The 15,358-nt window shown below is 62.4% G+C and carries 14 protein-coding genes; 12 read left to right on the plus strand and 2 right to left on the minus strand.

The features are described from left to right. Nucleotides 1-29: 29 nt before the first annotated feature. The 6 genes from F3H95_RS09940 (at nucleotide 30) to F3H95_RS09965 (ending at nucleotide 6,290) form a co-directional block, all read left to right on the plus strand. Nucleotides 30-1,049 carry an ABC transporter substrate-binding protein gene (locus F3H95_RS09940; RefSeq protein WP_143124313.1) on the plus strand — a complete coding sequence of 340 codons (1,020 nt, stop codon included), beginning with the start codon at nucleotides 30-32 and terminating at the stop codon, nucleotides 1,047-1,049. Nucleotides 1,050-1,132: 83 nt separating this feature from the next. Further along, on the plus strand, nucleotides 1,133-2,596 hold the full coding sequence (locus F3H95_RS09945) for a sugar ABC transporter ATP-binding protein (protein ID WP_149745827.1): 1,464 nt from the start codon (nucleotides 1,133-1,135) through the stop codon (nucleotides 2,594-2,596). Continuing rightward, on the plus strand, nucleotides 2,593-3,522 hold the full coding sequence (locus F3H95_RS09950; protein WP_149745828.1) for an ABC transporter permease: 930 nt from the start codon (nucleotides 2,593-2,595) through the stop codon (nucleotides 3,520-3,522). Before F3H95_RS09945 ends, F3H95_RS09950 begins: the two co-directional genes overlap by 4 nt. A gap of 8 nt (nucleotides 3,523-3,530) precedes the next feature. Next, the gene (locus tag F3H95_RS09955) at nucleotides 3,531-4,478 is read left to right on the plus strand and encodes an ABC transporter permease (protein ID WP_149745829.1); all 948 of its coding nucleotides are present in this window, start codon (nucleotides 3,531-3,533) and stop codon (nucleotides 4,476-4,478) included. Nucleotides 4,479-4,489: 11 nt separating this feature from the next. Beyond that, a complete protein-coding gene (locus tag F3H95_RS09960; RefSeq protein ID WP_149745830.1) occupies nucleotides 4,490-5,392 on the plus strand; it encodes an SMP-30/gluconolactonase/LRE family protein in 903 nt (300 codons plus the stop codon). Nucleotides 5,393-5,543: 151 nt separating this feature from the next. After that, nucleotides 5,544-6,290, plus strand: a complete 747-nt coding sequence (locus F3H95_RS09965) for an FCD domain-containing protein (protein WP_244617958.1) — start codon at nucleotides 5,544-5,546, stop codon at nucleotides 6,288-6,290. Nucleotides 6,291-6,293: 3 nt separating this feature from the next. Here the strand turns inward: F3H95_RS09965 and F3H95_RS09970 are convergent, their stop codons facing one another. Together F3H95_RS09970 and F3H95_RS09975 are read right to left on the minus strand one after the other, a co-directional pair. Further along, nucleotides 6,294-7,085, minus strand: a complete 792-nt coding sequence (locus F3H95_RS09970) for a discoidin domain-containing protein (protein ID WP_149745832.1) — start codon at nucleotides 7,083-7,085, stop codon at nucleotides 6,294-6,296. Next, nucleotides 7,076-8,836: a heparinase II/III family protein gene (locus F3H95_RS09975; RefSeq protein ID WP_244617969.1), complete on the minus strand. Its 1,761-nt coding sequence runs from the start codon at nucleotides 8,834-8,836 to the stop codon at nucleotides 7,076-7,078. Before F3H95_RS09975 ends, F3H95_RS09970 begins: the two co-directional genes overlap by 10 nt. Before the next feature lie 301 nt (nucleotides 8,837-9,137). On the opposite strand from F3H95_RS09975, the gene F3H95_RS09980 reads away from it, so the two are divergent. The 6 genes from F3H95_RS09980 to F3H95_RS10005 all read left to right on the plus strand — a co-directional run bounded on the left by F3H95_RS09980 (nucleotide 9,138) and on the right by F3H95_RS10005 (nucleotide 15,298). Next, complete coding sequence (locus F3H95_RS09980) at nucleotides 9,138-10,094, plus strand: sugar ABC transporter permease (protein ID WP_149745949.1); 957 nt, start codon at nucleotides 9,138-9,140, stop codon at nucleotides 10,092-10,094. 4 nt (nucleotides 10,095-10,098) lie between these two features. Beyond that, nucleotides 10,099-10,935 carry a carbohydrate ABC transporter permease gene (locus F3H95_RS09985; protein WP_149745833.1) on the plus strand — a complete coding sequence of 279 codons (837 nt, stop codon included), beginning with the start codon at nucleotides 10,099-10,101 and terminating at the stop codon, nucleotides 10,933-10,935. A 5-nt stretch (nucleotides 10,936-10,940) separates the two neighbouring features. Beyond that, nucleotides 10,941-12,113, plus strand: a complete 1,173-nt coding sequence (locus tag F3H95_RS09990) for a glycoside hydrolase family 88 protein (protein WP_149745834.1) — start codon at nucleotides 10,941-10,943, stop codon at nucleotides 12,111-12,113. Nucleotides 12,114-12,128: 15 nt separating this feature from the next. Continuing rightward, complete coding sequence (locus F3H95_RS09995) at nucleotides 12,129-13,238, plus strand: ABC transporter ATP-binding protein (RefSeq protein WP_149745835.1); 1,110 nt, start codon at nucleotides 12,129-12,131, stop codon at nucleotides 13,236-13,238. Nucleotides 13,239-13,257: 19 nt separating this feature from the next. Continuing rightward, nucleotides 13,258-13,950 (plus strand): DUF624 domain-containing protein, encoded by a 693-nt coding sequence (locus F3H95_RS10000; protein WP_149745836.1) that lies wholly within the window; start codon nucleotides 13,258-13,260, stop codon nucleotides 13,948-13,950. A 67-nt stretch (nucleotides 13,951-14,017) separates the two neighbouring features. Beyond that, nucleotides 14,018-15,298 (plus strand): sugar ABC transporter substrate-binding protein, encoded by a 1,281-nt coding sequence (locus F3H95_RS10005; protein ID WP_149745837.1) that lies wholly within the window; start codon nucleotides 14,018-14,020, stop codon nucleotides 15,296-15,298. Nucleotides 15,299-15,358 lie beyond the last annotated feature (60 nt).

The raw sequence follows: 15,358 nt of genomic DNA on the forward strand, positions 1-15,358 counted from the left end.
GCCGCAAGGGGCGGCACTGGGGAGGTAACATGAGAATTCGGAGCATGCTCGCGGCATCTGCCGCCATTTTCGCCTGCGCGCTTTTGCCGATGACCGCTCACGCGGATACGGCGAAGAAGAAGATCGCACTGTCCAACAACTACGCCGGCAATTCCTGGCGTCAGGCCATGCTGACGAGCTGGGACAAGGTCACGAAGGAGGCCGTCAAGGCTGGTATCGTTGCCTCCGCCGATGCCTTCACGACCGCCGAGAACCAGGCGACGGAACAGGCCGCCCAGATCCAGAACATGATCCTGCAGGGCTATGACGCGATCGTGCTGAATGCCGCCTCGCCGACGGCGCTGAACGGTGCTGTCAAGGCTGCCTGCGATGCCGGCATCACCGTCGTCTCCTTCGACGGCATCGTCAACGAACCCTGCGCATGGCGCATTGCGGTCGATTTCAAGGAAATGGGCCGCAGCCAGGTCGAATATCTGTCGAAGCGCCTGCCGAAGGGCGGCAATCTGCTGGAAGTTCGCGGTCTTGCGGGTGTCTTCGTTGATGACGAGATTTCCGCCGGCATCCACGAAGGCGTCAAGCAGTTTCCGCAGTTCAAGATCGTCGGCTCCGTGCATGGCGACTGGGCGCAGGATGTGGCCCAGCGTGCCGTTGCCGGCATCCTGCCAAGCCTGCCGGAGATCGCAGCCGTCGTGACGCAGGGCGGCGACGGCTATGGTGCGGCGCAGGCCTTCGAGGCTGCGAAGCGCCCCACCCCGGTCATCATCATGGGCAACCGCGAGGATGAGCTGCAGTGGTGGAAGAAGCAGAAAGACGCATCCGGCTATGAGACGATGTCCGTCTCGATTGCACCCGGTGTCTCGACACTTGCCTTCTGGGTGGCGCAGCAGATCCTCGACGGCAAGCAGGTGAAGAAGGATCTGACGGTTCCCTTCCTGCGCATCGACCAGCCGACGCTGGAGGACAATCTGAAGACGACGCAGAAGGGCGGCGTGGCGAATGTCGAATATTCCCAGGCCGACGCCCAGAAGGTGATCGCCACCGCGAAGTAAGCGGGATCCCACCCCGCGCGGGCGGAGGTGCACCTCCTGGCGCTTCCGCCCTCCCCCAATCGCATGACCCGATGGTTCGCTCCATGACTTCAGACAATGAAACGCGCCCGGTGGTATCAGCGCGCGCCGTTCGCGTTGCCTTTGGTGCCGTGACCGCGCTTGATGGCGTGGATCTCGACATCCGCCCCGGCGAGGCGCTGGGGTTGGTTGGCCATAATGGCGCCGGCAAATCCACCATCGTCAACGTCATCAATGGCGGTCTTACCCCGCATCAGGGCAGTCTCGCCTATGGCAACGCCGAGGCGACCGGCGGCGGTGTTTCTGCGGCCCGCGCGGGCGGCGTGCGCTGCGTATTTCAGGAACTGTCGCTCTGCCCCAATCTGACTGTCGCCGAAAACATCCGGCTGATGCATCAGGGGCTCAACGGTGCCGGCTGGCGTCGTCAGGCGCTGTCGCTGATCCGTGCGAAGCTTGCGGAAATCTTTCCGGGCAACCGTGTCAATTGTGCCGCCACGGTGGCAGAGCTGCCGATCACGGAGCGGCAGATGGTCGAAATCGCCATCAACTTCCTGTCCGTCACCGAAGCGCCGCGGCTGGTCATTCTGGACGAGCCGACATCCTCGCTGGATGCCGCGCTTGCTGAACAACTCATGGCGCATGTACGGCGCTATGTGGCCGGCGGCGGCTCCGTTCTGCTGATCTCGCATATCCTGGGTGAGATCCTGTCCACCTCTACCCGCATCGTGGTGATGAAGGATGGCAAGGTGGTCGCCAACCGGCCCGTGTCCGGCTTCACGGTCAAAAGCCTCGTGGAAGCCATGGGGAGTGTCGTGAAGGAAAAGGTCCGGTCCGGCGCGCGTGACCTTTCGAAGGCCGAACTCGCGGTTGCCATGCCGGTCGCCAAAGGGGCGTCGGCAGCGTTTTGCGCGCGCAAGGGCGAAATCATCGGCCTTGCGGGGCTTGGCGGGCATGGGCAGACCGACATGCTGCTGTCGCTCTTTCGCAATCGGGCGTCCAACTGGCTCCCGAAGCGCCCGCAGGAGGTTGCCTTCGTGGCCGGTGACCGTTCGCTGAATGGCACCTTTCCGCTGTGGAGCATCCTGCGCAATCTCTCCATCGGGGATCTTGGCGCTCTGTCGCGTTTGGCCACCATCGGGCGCGGCGAGGAAACGGCGCTGGGTAGCGCGTGGAAAGCACGTATGGCGATCAGAACGCCCGATATGGCCAATCCCATTCTGTCGCTGTCGGGCGGCAACCAGCAGAAGGTGCTGTTTGCCCGGGCGCTTTCCACGCCTGCCTCTATCGTTCTGATGGACGATCCCATGCGCGGCGTCGATATCGGCACCAAGCAGGATGTCTATGGCATCATCCGTTCGGAGGCTGAAGCTGGACGGACCTTCATCTGGTATTCGACGGAAATGGACGAAATCTGCCTCTGCGACCGGGTCTATGTATTCCGCGACGGGGTGATCGTCGCCGAACTCTCCGGCGATGACATCAGCGAGGAGCGCGTGCTGGCCGCCTCCTTCCAGGGAGAAGCCGCATGACAAGACTGTCCCCAAACGTCATCCGCCTTTTGATCCCCGTCCTGTCGCTGGCGGCGCTGCTGGCTGCCGTCTTCTGGCTGCAGCCGCGGGCCATGAGCTATATGGGCATGAACCTGCTGTTCAATCTGGCGGTGCCGATTGCGCTCGCCACCATTGCGCAGATGCTGGTGATTGCCGTCAACGATCTCGACCTGTCGATCGGGACCTTCGTGAGTTTCGCCGCCTGTGTCACGGCGGTTTATCTGCCGACGGCGCCCCTCGTGGCTGTCATCATCCTGGCCGGTGCCATTGGCGTCTACGCGCTGATCGGTGTGCTGATCCACTTGCGTGACCTGCCCTCCATCGTGGTGACGCTCGGCATGAGCTTCGTCTGGGGTGGTCTGGCGGTGCTGATCCTGCCGTCACCGGGCGGTCAAGCGGCCGGCTGGCTGAGAGGACTGATGACGGCGTCCACGCCCGTCGTGCCGCTCGCCATCATCGCAAGCATCGTGATTGCCGTCGTTGCCCATCTCCTTGTCACGCGCTCGACGCTTGGCGTCGCGATCCGCGGCGTGGGCGGCAATGCCCGCTCCGTGGCGCGCGCCGGCTGGTCGGTCATGAAGATAAAGGCAGCGGCCTATGCGCTGTCCGGCCTGTTTTCGGTGCTGGCAGGCATGGCGCTGGTGGGGGTGACCACCTCCGCCGATGCCAATATCGCGCTGCGCTATACGCTTCTGTCGATTGCCGGGGTTATCCTCGGTGGCGGGGAATTCGTCGGCGGCCGTGTCTCACCGGTCGGCGCGGTGGTCGGCGCGCTGACGCTGACGCTCGCCGGATCCTTTCTTTCCTTCCTGCGGATTTCGCCCGACTGGCAGATCGGCGCGCAGGGCGCGGTGCTGATCATCGTGCTTGGCCTGCGCCTCATTCTAGCCCGGCGGGAGGCATGAGGTCGATCATGAACGCGCTGAAACCCATCCTGTCGAAACCCTGGCTCTGGTCCTGGCTTGCGGCGCTTGCCACCTTTATCGTGACCATTCTTTTCACCGGTGGCGCCTCAACCTTCGGCCTGTCGCAGGCAACGCTGACCTTCGCGGCCTTCTCGGTGCTGGTCGGTCTCGGGCAGATGCTGGTCATCACGTTGGGGCCGGGGAATGTCGATCTCTCGGTGCCGGCCACCATTACGCTCTCCGGCACGCTGGCGCTGAAGTTCATGGATACGCAGGATGCGCTGATCCTCCCCGGGCTTGCCATCGCCATCGGCATCGGCCTGTGCATCGGGCTTGCCAATTACGGACTGATCAAGCTGCTGCGCATCCCGCCGATCATCGCCACCCTGTCGATGAGCTTTCTCGTACAGTCGCTCGCCATCTGGTCGAACCGCGGCCTGCGCATCAAGCCGCCGGAAACGCTGGCGGCCTTCACCACCGGCACGACCTTCGGCATTCCCAACATCGCGGTGGTCGGTCTCATCGTGTCCGTTGTCATCTGGTGGCTGCTCGACCGCTCGATCTACGGCCGCTGGATTTCCGCCATCGGCCAGAAGCTCGCGGCAGCGCGCATGGCCGGCATTCCGGTCGATGGCACGCGCTGCGTGACCTATGTGCTCTGCGCGGTACTCGCGGCCTTCTGCGGCTATCTGCTGGCAAGCTTCTCAGGAGGCGCGGCGCTCAACATGGGCGCGGAATATCTGCTGATGTCGATTGCCGTGGTGGTCATCGGTGGTTCTGCCGTGGCCGGTGGCAACTCGAACGTGCCCGGCATCTGGGGTGCCTCCCTCTTCATGTTCCTGGTGGTCTCGATGCTGAATACCTACGGGTTCGGTGCGGGCATTCGCCTCATCCTGACCGGTCTCATCATCATCGCCGTTATCGTTGCGGCAAGCCGCCCCGCCGCTGCGCGCTGAAAGGCATCGTCATGAGCAGTTCCGTCTTCCAGATCCACGATCCCCGCTTCCAGCAGATGATCATTCCGAGCGCTGCCCTGGAGGAACTTTATTCCGGCTGCCGCTGGGCCGAGGGACCTGTATGGTTTTCCGACCATAACCTCCTGATCTTCAGCGACATTCCGAATCAGCGCATGCTGCGCTATGTGCCGGGCCAGGGCGTATCGGTGTTCCGCGAACCGTCCAATTTCGTCAACGGCAACACGCGTGATCGCGAGGGTCGGCTTGTCTCCTGCGAACATGGCGGACGCCGGGTGACCCGCACGGAGGTGGACGGGCGCATCACCGTGCTGGCCGACCGCTTCGAAGGGCGGCGCCTGAACTCGCCGAACGACGTGGTTGTGAAGTCTGATGGAACGGTGTGGTTCACCGACCCCACCTATGGAATCCGCTCGAACTATGAGGGGTTTCAGGCCGAGCCAGAGCAGGCGTCCCGCAACGTGTTCCGCCTTGATCCTGCGACGGGAACGCTGACATCCGTTATCGATGATTTCGGCCAGCCGAATGGCCTCGCCTTCTCCCCCGACGAGACGAAACTCTACGTCGCCGATTCCGCGATCAGCCACGATCCCTCGGCCGAGCCGATCATCCGCGTGTTCGACGTGGTGGATGGCGCAAAACTGGCGAACGGCCGCATCTTCTGCCGGCTGGATGCAGGGTTGCCCGATGGCTTCCGGCTGGATACCAGGGGCAATGTCTGGACGAGCGCCGGCGATGGCGTGCATTGTTTTGCACCGGACGGGACGCTGCTCGGCAAGATCCTGGTGCCGCAGACCGTGGCGAACCTGACATTCGGCGGCCCGCGCCGCAACCGGCTTTTCATCACGGCGACGCGGTCGCTCTACGCGGTCTATGTCGATGCCGAGGGGGCCTGACGCCATGCGAGCGATAGGGGCCGCAGATCATGCCGACATATAATCATCATATGTATTTTCCGATCTGTCGATAATGATTGAAAAAATTCAGAATTCATCATACCTTTAGCGCATCCGATCCGGCCCTCAAGATGAAACGGTGCGTGGGACCTTGGCAGTTCAGACAAAGCAGCGCGGCATCCGCACGGGTTCGCTTGTTTCAAAGGTGAGCGACAGCCTGCGTCAGGCCATACTCGATGGCCGGTACGGACCGGGTGACCGGTTGCCGAGCGAGATCGAGCTGACCGAAACACACGGCGTCAGCCGCACGGTGATCCGGGAAGCGATCACGGGACTGCGCTGCGACGGCTTGGTTGATGTGCGGCAGGGCGCCGGTATTTTCGTGCTGGCTCCGCCTGCCGGCGCCAAGCCGGCTGTGCCGGGTCTGGATCGCGCCAGGATTTCCTCCGATCTCGAGGTTCTCGAGGTGCGCACTCCGCTCGAAATAGAGGCGGCTGCACTTGCAGCGCAGCGGCGCTCTCCGGCGCAGGAGGAGGCAATCTTTGCCTGCCACGCGCGGCTTCTCGCCTGCATCGACAGCAATCAGTCGATCCGCGAAGCCGATCTTGCTCTGCATCTGGCAATCGCCGCTGCCACGAACAATCCGCTGTTTACCGGATTTCTGGAGCAGTACGGTCCTTCTGCCATTCCACAGTCGAAGGTCGTCGCGGAAGATCAGGCGGCCGAGCAGACGGCCTATCGCCGCCTGATCCACAAGGAGCACGAGGCGATCGTGCTCGCCATATCCGATCGCGATGACGCCGCAGCCCGCGAGGCGATGCAGGCGCATCTGCGCGGCAGCCAGGCCCGTTACCGGGATCTGCTGCGCGACATGCGCAGCTTCACCCCGGCGTCGTGATGCTTAGTCGTCGGCCTCCACACCCCAGGCCTCGATCTGGGTGAGCGCCGGATAGGGCGAGGGGTCATCCGCCTTGATCATCGAATGGAGCTTCATCCACTCGACCCGTCGCGGTGCAATCGCGAAGCGCTGACCCCTGCCCGTCTTTTCCAGCGTTACCGATTCGCTGCTGCCGTCGGAAAAGCTGACCGTTGCGGCGTTCCACCAGGCATCATGCGGAAAATCGGCCCGCAGATAGAGAACGACCTCGTCGATCGACACCGGCCGGCCGAAATGCACGGTGATGGCGGCTTCCGGATCCTTGTTGATACCCCAGCTGGTAAACGGCCAGGAGCCGTGATCGAAGCTTGCCTTCTCGCCGTCGATCGCGTTGCGGGCGGCAAACTGTGCCTCGCCGCGCGTTTCGACTGTTGCTTCGGCACGGGGAAACAGCGTGTGGTTTGCGTGCTGGTCGAGCGGATTGAGGGCAAGGTTGCGACGCCCGGCGATCTCGCCGGCGTCTGCCCGGCGCACGATCAGCCGATGCAAGGTGCCGACAAAGGCCTGCGGCGCATAGGGCATGCGCTTTTCACCGAACGGGATCGGCAACCGGAAGTGCGGTTCGCGCAGGTAAAGCAGCGCCGGCGTCAGCGCGGCATCGAAGGAACACCAGACATGGCCGGGCCCGGATGCCGTCAGTTCGAGGCCGTCGCCTTCCTCATAGGCCGCATGATGGACGAGAATGGCCTCGTCCTCGCCCTGGGCTTCGGCCTTGATTTCGCCGCTTGCGCTTCGCACCCGAAGGTTCAGTTGCATGGATATGTTCCTTTCCGGATGATGGTGAGTGTCAGGGTTGGGCCGTTGAGCGGCACCAGCAGCCGGTAAAGCCGCTCCGGCCAGCTCTGGCGCAAACGGGGATCGGTAATGTCGAGAGATTCGACCGTGATGGCGCCGGCACCGTCTACGCGAATCTCTGCAAGCGGTTCAAGATGCACGATGTTCCCGTCAACGGCGGGCGGCACGACCGTCATCAGCGACAGCACGGCGGGCTTTTTGCCCTCGTGCCGATCGGTGATTGCGAGGCCCCTGTTGCGGATCAGGTGAACCGTGCGCCGATAATGCGTCACCTCCGCCTCCGGCGGGTAGGCCCCGGCGAGATCGAGCGAGATCTCGGCGTCTTCCGCATCGAAGCGAACGGTCATGTCTCGCGCACTGAAGGCCTCGCCATCCTGCTGCATCACGCCGCCGAAGCTCGGCAGGTTGTGAAAGGCGGACTGCATGGTCCAGATCTCGTAGCGGCGCGGCGAGAAGGTCTTGGCCGTGTAGGTTTCCACCCCCACATCGATCAGCAGCGGCTGACCGTCGAGATAGAGCGTGACGCTGCCGACATCGTTGTGATTGTGGCTCTCGCCATTGGTGCCACCCTTGACCGCAAGCGCGACATGATCGTCCCGGGCAATGGCAAGGCCGATGCCGGGATAGAAGATATCCGTCTTGGCTGGTGCTTTCCGCGTCCAGGCGGCCATCTCGGCGGCGCTGGCAATGGCGAGCAGCCGATACCAGAGGTTCCATTCCCGCGATTGCAGGGCGTCTTCCGCGCCACGCCAGTCGGCCACGGCGAAAGCTTGCAGAGCCGGGGAGCCGACGGCCTTGCCGAACAGGAATTCGCGCGCACCGCATGGCTCCACCACGGCGGCGGCATCGGCGAAGTTGAAGTAGGAATGACCGGCCAAATGCATGTGCAGGATGAATTCGGCCATGGCGTGGATCTTGGGGGCCGTCCAAAGCGGTTGCATCAGGCCGGGCGAGGCAGCATCCAGCACGGTCATCGCGCCGAACAGGCAGAGCGCCGCGTGCCGATAATAGGCGACCCCCTCTTCGCAGGCGCCGTCCTCGGCATAATCCTTGATGAACGCGTCGAGACTGCCGAGTGCCTTTTCGGCCACCTGCCGGCGCAGGCTCTGGTCTGTCGGAAGAAGGAAGGCGGCGAGCAGCACATTCTGGGTAATCCAGGCGGTCCAGTTGTTCATCCGCTCGTCTCCCTGTCCCATCCACCAGAAATGGCGGGCGAGATAGGGGTGGAAAATCCGCCGGTCGATCTCACGCTCCAGCCGCAGGCACAGGCGCGGATCGATGGCATCAATCGGCGCGCGCAGCAACCAGATCACGGTTGCCAGATTGGCGGCTGTTTCCGCCGCGAACAGATCGATGACGGGGTTATCCGGATCGGGCAGAGGCAGCCGCTGCCCGCCACGCGCATAGGCATTATGGGCCGGCAGCTGCCAGCCGCTTTCCTCCGCAATCAGCCAGAGACCATCGATGATGGCATCGACAAAGCGTCCCTCCCCTTCTGCGCATTCCGCCAATACGAGATGGTTGAGCTTCAGGCGCCTGTCGAAATAAAGTGCTTCAAAGCGGGCGCGGTCGCCTTTGTCCACATAGGCGCGGTAGTCTGTCGCCAGGAGCTGGGGCCAGGGCTGCTGCAGCGCATCCTCACCCTTCGTGATCAGTGTCCGGCGCGTGTCTTCGGGCAGCCGAGACCAGGCATCGTCTTTCCATGGACCCAGCGGCGATGCCGCGACGTCCTGCAACGGTTCGGCCAGAAAAGTCCTTCGCTCTGCAAACACGGACACGCTCCCCCTGCCAGCGTCGCTGACCGATGTCATCCGGTCGCGACTATCGCCTATCATACCTATTTTGCCTCATCCAGCAAATTGGTATGATCATATCTAAATTTGTTTGACCACTCTCGATTTCATGCTAAAGCAGTGTCGTGGAGATCGACCACCGGATGGCGTGGGCGAAGAGGAATTGGCACGTATCAAGGCGTGCCGGTCGGTCGGTGTGAAGCCGCGCCGTGCGAGGAGGATGCTGGTGGCAACGATAAGTCCAGCCATGTCTGACAGGCAAGCGGAAACCGCGCCGCGCCGGAAGGTCCGTGTGGTGTCGCGACGCCGGCGGCGGATCGAGAATGCGTTGATCGCCTACTCCTTCATCGCGCCGAACTTTCTGGGTTTCGCTATCTTCACCTTGGGCCCCATCCTGTTCGCCTTCGCGCTTGCCTTCATGCACTGGGATGGTTCGAATCCCATCACTTTTGCCGGGCTCGACAATTTCTGGCGGCTGTTCGAGGATCGTGCGTTCGTCGATGCCTTCTGGAACACGATCGTCTACACGGTCGTTTCGGTTCCTTTGACGCTGGCCTCGGCGCTGGGTCTTGCCATCCTGCTCAACCAGAAGATTTTCGGCCGAGATTTTTTCCGCACGGCGATGTTCTTTCCCTATGTCGCCTCGCTGGTCGCGGTCGCTGTGGTCTGGAACATGGTGTTCAACCCCGAAATGGGCCCGGTCAACATGCTGCTCTATACGATCGGCGTCCCACCGGAGGAGCTTCCCGGCTGGGCGGCGGACCGGCACTGGGCGATGGTCACCGTCATCCTGTTCGGCGCGTGGAAGAGCATGGGTTACTACATGGTGATCTATCTCGCCGGCCTGCAGGGCATCAATTCCGAGCTTTACGAGGCGGCGGGCCTCGACGGCGCCAATGCCTGGCAGAAATTCGTGCATGTGACGCTGCCGCAACTGGCGCCGACGACGTTCTTCGTCACCGTGATGCTGACGATCCAGTCCTTCAAGGTCTTCGATCAGGTCTATATGATCACCCAGGGCGGCCCTGGCACGTCCACGCTCGTGCTGGTCTATCACATCTACAACGAGGCCTTCATTTCCTGGGATCTCGGCTATTCCAGCATGATCGCGCTTGTTCTTTTCCTTCTCGTGCTGGTCGTGACCGTCGTCCAGTTCCGTCGCCAGAGGGAGGATTGAGCCGATGAAAATTGCCGGAGTGAAGATCAGGCCCGCCACGATTGCCGTCTATCTCACGGTGATCGTCGTCACCATCGTCATGCTGCTGCCGTTTGCCTGGATGTTGTCGGCCTCGCTGAAGCTCGATCGCGATGTCTTCGCTTTCCCGATCGAATGGATCCCGTCCCATCCCCGCTGGCAGAACTATGTGGACATCTGGACCAAGATCCCGCTGGCGCTGTTCATCTACAACACGTCGAAACTCACGATCATTGTCACGCTGCTGCAGCTTCTGACCTCGAGCTTTGCGGCCTATGCCTTTGCAAAGCTTCACTTTCCCTACAAGAACACGCTGTTTCTCGGTTACATCGCGACGATTGCCATGCCCTGGCAGGTCTACATGGTGCCGCAGTTCCTGCTGATGCGGGAGTTCGGATTGAACAATACGCATCTGGCGCTGATCTGCCTGCAGGCCTTCACCGCCTTCGGCGTGTTCCTGATGCGGCAATTCTACATGTCGATCCCGACCGAGCTTTGCGAGGCGGCCCGCATCGACGGCATGAGCGAATACCAGATCTGGGCGAAGATCATGTTGCCGCTGTCCAAGCCGGCGCTCTCGACGCTTACCATCTTCACCTTCGTCACCACCTGGAACGATTTCCTGGGGCCGATGATCTACCTGACGAAGACGGAGCTGAAGACCATACAGATCGGCCTTCGCATGTTCATCTCGCAATATTCCGCCGAATACGGGCTGATCATGGCGGCCTCCGTCGTCGCTCTCATTCCCGTCCTCGTCGTGTTCCTGGCGCTGCAACGTTTCTTCGTCGAAGGCGTCGCCTCGTCGGGCCTGAAAGGTTGACTATCATGAATGCTCCTGCCCCGCTGCAACCGAAGCCGATCACGGACGATGAAGTGCGTGTTGCGCTGGATCTCGCGGTCGCCCAGGTACGACGCAACCTGCCGGCCTTCACTTATGCGGCGCAGAACCATTCGAGCCTCGGGAATGTCTATCCCGCGGTCGCCAACGATCAATGGACGGCCGGCTTCTGGCCCGGCGAGATCTGGCTCGCCTACGAGCATTCCGGCGACAAGGTGTTCCGCTACGCTGCGCAGATCCAGGTGCAGAGTTTCCTGCATCGGATCGAGAACCGGATCGAGACCGACCATCACGACATGGGCTTTCTCTATTCGCCCTCCTGCATTGCCGCTTGGAAACTGGTGGGCGACGAGGACGGCCGCAAGGCGGCGCTGCTTGCCGCCGACCAGTTGATCGAACGCTACCAGCCGGTCGGCGGTTTCATCCAGGCCTGGGGCCGCAAGGGCAATCCCAATGAATACCGTTACATCATCGACTGCCTGCTGAACCTGCCGCTGCTTTATTGGGCCACCCGCGAGACGGGCGACGAACGCTATCGCGAGATCGCGCTGACGCATGCCCGCACGACGCTTGCCCATTCCGTGCGGACGGACGATTCCACCTATCACACCTTCTACATGGACCCGGAAACCGGGGCGCCGGTGCGCGGCGCCACCAAGCAGGGTTATAGCGACGACAGTTTCTGGGCGCGCGGCCAGGCCTGGGGGATTGCCGGCATGGCGCTCTCCTATCGCTACGAGCGCCTGCCCGCTTATCGCGAGGCCTTCGAACGCCTTCTGGCCTTCTATCTCAATCGGCTGCCTGCCGATCTCGTACCCTATTGGGACCTGATTTTCACCGAGGGTTCCGAGGAGCCGCGGGACAGCTCGTCTGCCTCCATCGTCGCCTGCGGGCTTCTGGAGATGGCGGACCTGGTCGAGGCGGACGATGCGGCGCGCTTTCGCGATCTCGCCCGCCGGATGATGACGAGCCTGACGGAGCATTACGCCGTCAAGGATCCAGGCCTCTCCAACGGGCTCGTGCTGCACGGCACCTATTCCAAGAAGACCCCGCACAACACCTGCCGCGGCGAAGGCGTCGATGAGTGCGTGTCCTGGGGGGATTATTATTACATGGAAGCTTTGACGCGCCTGTCGCGCCGCTGGTCTTCCTACTGGTGATGGCGTGAGGATTGCATGGCCGGCATTTCGCTGAGAAAGCTCAACAAGACCTTCGGTGCGCTGACCGTGGTGCACGACATCGATCTGGAGATCGCCGACAAGGAATTCATCATTCTGGTCGGGCCGTCGGGCTGCGGCAAATCCACGACGCTGCGCATGATCGCCGGCCTGGAAGAGATTTCCGGGGGCGAGCTGATCATCGGCCACGACCTGATGAACGACGTGCCGTCCAAGGATCGCGACATCGCCATGGTGTTCCAGAACTATGCGCTTTATCCGCATATGACGGTCTACAAGAACATGGCCTTCGGGCTGGAGCTGCGCAAGGCGCCGCGCGACGTCATCGACCGGCACGTGCAGGAAGCAGCCAAAATTCTCGACATCACGCATCTTCTGAACCGCAAGCCGAAGGCGCTGTCAGGTGGCCAGCGCCAGCGCGTCGCGCTTGGCCGCGCCATGGTGCGCAACCCCGCCGTCTTCCTGCTCGACGAGCCGCTTTCCAATCTGGATGCCAAGCTGCGCGGCACCATGCGCGCCGAAATCACCAAGCTGCACAAGCGGCTCGATGCCACCTTCATCTACGTGACCCACGACCAGGTGGAGGCGATGACCATGGCCGACCGTATCGTGGTGATGAAGGATGGGCACATCCAGCAGGTGGATACGCCGCAAAACCTCTATGACCGGCCGGTCAACATGTTCGTTGCCGGCTTCATCGGCGCGCCCCAGATGAACCTGATGCCGGCCACGCTGCAGCAGCAGGGCGGCCGCTTCACGGTCAGCGTCGATGGACAGGTGCTGCCGCTGCCGCGCGGCTTTGATGAAAGCCGGCTGGCGCCCTATGCGGGCGGCGAGGTGGTGCTCGGCATCCGGCCCGAAAACTTTCACGAACTGGTGCCGGGGGACATCGATCCGGAGAACACGGCACCCTTCCAGGCGGTGGTGGAACTCGCCGAACCCATGGGCTCCGAAATTCATCTCAACCTGGTCGCCGGGCTTCGCTCGGTAATTGGCCGCGTCTCACCGCGTTTCCGCCCCAGGATCGGCGATGCGGTGACGCTGACGGCCGATATGACCAACGCGCAGCTGTTCGATCCGAGGACCGAACGCTCGATCCTCTACTAGCGGGCTGGAGGAGGCAGGGATGCAGTGGCTGGAGGCAATCTGGACGCGAGAGGGAAAGGGCATCCCGAAGGATGCGCCGAAAAAGACCGGTCTTGCGCTGGCCCTCGACATTCTGGCACGCGAATGGTGGGAACTGGTCAAGCTGAACCTGCTGTTCCTGCTGGCCTGCCTGCCGCTCGTGACCCTGCCTGCCGCGACCTTTGCCACGGCCCGCATCTGCCACCGGATGGTACAGGATCAAAACGTCTACCTGCTGCGGGACTTCCTGGAGGCGCTGCGCGATGGCGTCTTGCGCGCAACACTTTGGGCATTGGTGAGCGGAGCGGGATTGGTGCTCGGGATCTATGCCATCGTGACCTATGGCGCGGAAGCACGGTCCGCGCTGGTCTATGCGGTGCCGCTGACGGTGAGCCTGGTGGCGACGACCTTTTTCGCCGTTGCGAGCACGTATTTCATGATGTTCAGCGTCGCCGGGCCTATCCGGCTGGCGTCTTGCGTGCGAAAGGCCGCGCTGGCGGCCCTGCTGCGTCCGCTGCCGGTGCTGGCTGCGCTGGCGATTGTCGCCATCCTCTGGCTGGCACATGTCGCGTTCTATCCCGTCTCGGTGTTCATGCCGGCGGCGATCAATTTTTCATTCGGAATGTTCGCCATCGCGTTTGGCGCGCATGGGGCGCTGGCGTCGGGTCTCGCCGCGACCGGGGAGGATTTTTAAGGACCAGATCGTTTGCGGCGGCGCGTCAAGGCCGCCGAAAAACACGCTCAAGGGAAGGAGAGCAGACATGGATATCAAGGGGATTGGACGTTCGCTGCTGGCAGCGACGATGGGGGTCGGACTGTCAGGCATGCTTGCCGGTATGGCGCTTGCGCAATCGGCAGAGCCGGTGACGCTGAAATGGGCGCTGTGGGACTGGGATAAGGTCGCCTATTACAAGCCGCTGATCGACGCCTACAAGGCAAAGCATCCGAACGTGACCTTCGAGCATGTCGATCTCGGCTCGCAGGACTACACGCAGATGATCACGACCCAGCTGACCGGCGGATCGACGGACATCGACGTGGTGACCGTCAAGGATGTTCCGGGCTATGCCACGCTGGTGAAGGCCGGCAACATCGTCGATCTTACCGGCTACATGAAGGAGGCCAAGATCGAGACGGCGCCTTTCGGCGGGCTGATCGAGGCGCTGACCATCGACAACAAGGTCTATTCGCTGCCGTTCCGCTCGGATTTCTGGATCCTCTATTATAACAAGGACATTTTCGACAAGGCGGGAGTGCCCTACCCCACGAACGACATGACCTGGAAGCAGTTCGACGCGACGGCGGAAAAGCTGAAGAGCGGCTTTGGCGCCAACAAGGTCTATGGCGGGCTTTTCCACACCTGGCGCTCGACCGTGCAGCTGCCCGGCATTCAGGATGGCAAGCATACGCTGGTCGATGGCACCTACGATTTCCTGAAGCCGTGGTATGAGCGGGCGCTTGCGCTGCAAAAGAGCGGCGCGGTTCCCTCCTATGCCTCGCTGAAGACCTCGAACACGCATTACTCCGCGCTATTCTTCAACGGCACCATCGGCATGATGCCCATGGGCACCTGGTTCATCGGCACGCAGATCGCCAAGGTGAAGAGCGGGGAATCCAAGAGCGCCAATTGGGGCATCGTGAAATATCCGCATCCGGAGGGCGTGGCTGCCGGCACGACGGCGGCGCAGGTCACCGGTCTGGCCGTCAATGCCAATTCCGCGCACAAGCAGGCAGCGCTCGATTTCATCCGCTTTGCAAGCGGTCCGGAGGGCGCGAAGATCGTCGCCGATACCGGCACGCTGCCCGCCATCCGTACCGATGACGTGACCGCCAAGATCACCAGTCTGCCGGGCTTCCCGCAGGACGCCGCCAGCAAGACCGCGCTTGAGCCGGGCAAGTCCTATCTCGAAATGGCCGTCAATCCGAACGCGGCCAAGATCGAAGTCGTGCTGAACCGCGTCCACGATGCGATCATGACCGACAACGTGCCCGTCGAGCAGGGTCTGAAGGACATGACGGATGGCGTGAAGGCCATTCGCTGATCGACACGCGTGCCGGCCGCACGCCGTGCGGCCGGCTTCCTCCTGCTTCTTTTCCGAGTG

Origin of the sequence: Rhizobium sp. RU35A (genome assembly GCF_900156005.1) — a bacterium.
In the GTDB taxonomy this organism is placed as follows: Bacteria; Pseudomonadota; Alphaproteobacteria; order Rhizobiales; family Rhizobiaceae; genus Neorhizobium; species Neorhizobium straminoryzae.

Bases quoted from the DNA above. Each gene is read 5' to 3' on its own strand.
- F3H95_RS09940 (WP_143124313.1), top strand. From the start codon at position 30: ATGAGAATTCGGAGCATGCTCGCGGCATCTGCCGCCATTTTCGCCTGC.
- F3H95_RS09945 (WP_149745827.1), top strand. From the start codon at position 1,133: ATGACTTCAGACAATGAAACGCGCCCGGTGGTATCAGCGCGCGCCGTT.
- F3H95_RS09950 (WP_149745828.1), top strand. From the start codon at position 2,593: ATGACAAGACTGTCCCCAAACGTCATCCGCCTTTTGATCCCCGTCCTG.
- F3H95_RS09955 (WP_149745829.1), top strand. From the start codon at position 3,531: ATGAACGCGCTGAAACCCATCCTGTCGAAACCCTGGCTCTGGTCCTGG.
- F3H95_RS09960 (WP_149745830.1), top strand. From the start codon at position 4,490: ATGAGCAGTTCCGTCTTCCAGATCCACGATCCCCGCTTCCAGCAGATG.
- F3H95_RS09970 (WP_149745832.1), bottom strand. From the start codon at position 7,085: ATGCAACTGAACCTTCGGGTGCGAAGCGCAAGCGGCGAAATCAAGGCC.
- F3H95_RS09980 (WP_149745949.1), top strand. From the start codon at position 9,138: ATGCTGGTGGCAACGATAAGTCCAGCCATGTCTGACAGGCAAGCGGAA.
- F3H95_RS09985 (WP_149745833.1), top strand. From the start codon at position 10,099: ATGAAAATTGCCGGAGTGAAGATCAGGCCCGCCACGATTGCCGTCTAT.
- F3H95_RS09990 (WP_149745834.1), top strand. From the start codon at position 10,941: ATGAATGCTCCTGCCCCGCTGCAACCGAAGCCGATCACGGACGATGAA.
- F3H95_RS09995 (WP_149745835.1), top strand. From the start codon at position 12,129: ATGGCCGGCATTTCGCTGAGAAAGCTCAACAAGACCTTCGGTGCGCTG.
- F3H95_RS10000 (WP_149745836.1), top strand. From the start codon at position 13,258: ATGCAGTGGCTGGAGGCAATCTGGACGCGAGAGGGAAAGGGCATCCCG.
- F3H95_RS10005 (WP_149745837.1), top strand. From the start codon at position 14,018: ATGGATATCAAGGGGATTGGACGTTCGCTGCTGGCAGCGACGATGGGG.